Raw genomic sequence first — 2846 nt, 5'->3', positions numbered from 1 at the left:
CGGTGGCCGTGGCGGCGACCGTGGCCGTGGCGGCGACCGCCGCTAGGCGCACGCCGCATCACAGCAGAGCGCAATACAGACGGGCGCGGGGAGACTCCCCGCGCCCGTTTTCATTGCCGCACCGCCCGCCCTGGCGGGGGGAACGCCCGCACGGCCCGGCGATTCGGCATCAATGATCGCAGGTGTTCGCGCCAAGCTCCAGCCTGTTGCCGAACCACGCCGCCACAAGGTCTGCCGGATCTGCGGCGGAAGCGCCCACCAGCACCTGCACGCCTCGCTCCTCCAGCAACTGGCGCGCCCGTGCTCCCATGCCTCCGGCGATGACCAGCCGGGTTCCCGTGTCCGCTATCCATGCGGGCAGCACGCCCGGCTCGTGCGGCGGTGGCGTCAGCAGTTCCTGCCCCTTCACGGTGCCGTCGTCCGGGTCCACTGTCAGCACGGCAAACTGCTCGCAATGGCCGAAGTGCTGGCACAGCCTGCCTGCCGCCAGCGGTATGGCGATCTTCATGTTTGATGCTCCTTGCGGCGCAGGGCCGCCGTTGTCCCTGGCGGGAATTTCCGATGCGGAACGGCCTGGCGCTTCCGAATCACCGGTCGGGCACACCGTCCCGGCGGCCCCCACCACAGGCTGGAAGGCCCGGATCACCGGATGCACAGGCTCGTGCCCGGCGGACAGGTCCGCCTCCAGCAGGCTGCGCCCGGCATCACCGGCACTGGTCAGGTCGGGGTGCAGGGGGATGCTGCCCAGAAACGCCACGCCGGTCTCGCGCGCCAGTTGCTCGCCGCCCCCTGCGGGAAACAGGGGAGTAAGCTCGCCGCATTTGGGGCACACGTAGCCGCCCATGTTCTCGACGATGCCCAGAATGGGGTTGCCGAGTTGGCGGCAGAACCCCACGGACCGCCGCACGTCGTCCACGGCCACGCCCTGCGGCGTGGTGACGATGACCGCGTGCGCGTCCGGACCCAGCAACTGCAATACCGAAAGCGGCTCGTCACCGGTGCCGGGGGGACAATCCACCACCAGCACGTCCAGGTCGCCCCAGCGCACATCCACCAGAAACTGGCGGACCATGCCCATCTTTACCGGCCCGCGCCAGATGACCGGCACTTCCGGGTCGGGCAGAAAGAACCCCAGCGACATCACCCGCAAGTTCGGCCCCGCGCTTACCGGGGCCATCCAGCCTTCGCCCGCCACGGGCCTGGCCCGGCCAAGCCCCAGCATGCGCGGCACGCTGGGACCGTGCACGTCCACGTCCAGCAGGCCCACCTTGCGCCCGGTGCGGGCAAGCCCCACGGCCAGGTTAACGGCCACGGTGCTCTTGCCCACGCCGCCCTTGCCGCTCAGCACCACCAGTTTGGCGCCCACCCGCCCGGCCATGCGCACCGGGGTTTCCGTGCCGCCGCCCAGCCCGCTGGCGTCATGATCACCATGACCACCACGACCAGCATGTTCGCCGTGACCGGCGTGCCCGACGCAGCCAGATCCGGTGCAGCCCCCGGTGGCCTCCACATGCTGCTCGCCGCTGCAACCCGCCCCGCCGCAACCGCAACGGTGCTCGTGTTCCTGCATGTCCGTTCCCATGGCTACCAGTGCCCCTCCCGGTCCGGCTCCGCCGCCGGAGCCAGATCGCCGTCGGCCAGCGCCCGCAAGGCCTGGCGCGCGGTGGCGTGCGTTGAAAGATAGATGGCGATGCCGCCCCGGCGCAGCGCGCTGAAGGCCTTGGGCCCCACATGGCCGGTGATCACGACCTCGGCACCGGCATCGGCGGCGGCCTGCGCGGCCTGAATCCCGGCCCCCTGGGCCAGGGACATGTTGGAAGCCGCATCCAGTCTGCGTACTGACCCCGTGGCCGTATCACACAGCAGATAGCCCTGTGCGCGCCCGAAGCGCGGGTCCAGGCGGGCGTCGAGAAGGGCGTCGCCCCCCGCAGGGCCGGGCGGGGTGCCCGGTGCTGCGTCCTGCACGGTTATGAGAACCTGCATCCGATCATTCTCCTGCGTTGCGACGCCGCCGCCGAAGGCAGACCGCGTCCGTTGTGTTGCATGGGCCGCCGCGCCGTGGCCCGCCGCCCCTGCCCGAAAGCGGACGGCATCCGGGCATGGCAAGTGCGTCCGGCCTGCCCCGGACAAGGGCGGACAACACGTCGGACTCGCTGCCCGAAAGCCACGGCAGGACGACAATCCCGGCCATCTCCACGGCGCTCCGCCAGCATGGGCGAATGCCCCCGCACACCAACAGGGAAACCCCATGGCGCGACAGAACGTCGATGAGCGGCGCGGGACCGCCATCCGGCACGGGGAGGACGGTCCGTTCCGCCGGAACACCGCCGGTCATGCGCACGCAACGCAATTCGGCGGCTGTTTCCAGCAGCGTGGCAAGGCGGTCCTCGATGCAGGCAAGGCAGACATGGGCATTCATGGTGTCCCCACGGCACGGCAGCCGTGCCCCCTATCAGCATGCATGATGCCATCCTGAAACATGTTGGAATCACAGTGCGTTGGAAGAATGTCCTCCCTTGCGGCGCATGGAAGGGCCCGCAATATGGACGCGAAACACGCCCGAAATGAAAAACGGGCGCATTTTGCGCCCGTCCTTGGCCCGGCGATTGCCGGACGGCAAACCGCCCCCAACCGCAACACGCCGGAATAAAGCTCAATATTCGTCGAATGTTTCAGACCCTGCCCATTTCGCGGGCTGCTGTCTCAGTCCGTTCCGCCGCCCTTCAGGATGCGGCGCAGGGTATCCTTGGAAATACCCAGTTCGCGGCAGGCGGCCATCACGCGCCCGCCGTGCCGCCGCAGGGCCTCGCGAGCGGCGTCCCGCTTGGCGACCGCCATGGTGCGCG

General features: G+C 69.5%; 3 protein-coding genes. All 3 read right to left on the bottom strand.

Going from position 1 to position 2846, the window contains the following annotated elements; translation table 11 throughout:
• Positions 1–169 precede the first annotated feature (169 nt).
• Positions 170–1570 (bottom strand): iron-sulfur cluster carrier protein MrpORP, encoded by a 1401-nt coding sequence (locus tag FVW20_RS11685; RefSeq protein WP_196609748.1) that lies wholly within the window; start codon positions 1568–1570, stop codon positions 170–172.
• Positions 1571–1584: 14 nt separating this feature from the next.
• Positions 1585–1983, bottom strand: coding sequence for a NifB/NifX family molybdenum-iron cluster-binding protein (locus FVW20_RS11680; protein WP_196609747.1), 399 nt, complete (start codon positions 1981–1983; stop codon positions 1585–1587).
• A gap of 720 nt (positions 1984–2703) precedes the next feature.
• On the bottom strand, positions 2704–2846 hold a 143-nt coding region (locus FVW20_RS11675), incomplete at its 5' end, for a helix-turn-helix domain-containing protein (RefSeq protein WP_196609746.1).

The sequence above is a fragment of the Nitratidesulfovibrio oxamicus genome (assembly GCF_015731765.1).
In the GTDB taxonomy this organism is placed as follows: domain Bacteria; phylum Desulfobacterota; class Desulfovibrionia; order Desulfovibrionales; family Desulfovibrionaceae; genus Cupidesulfovibrio; species Cupidesulfovibrio oxamicus.
The sequence above is the reverse complement of the archived record's forward strand: the minus strand, read 5'-3'. Positions and strand labels throughout refer to the sequence as shown.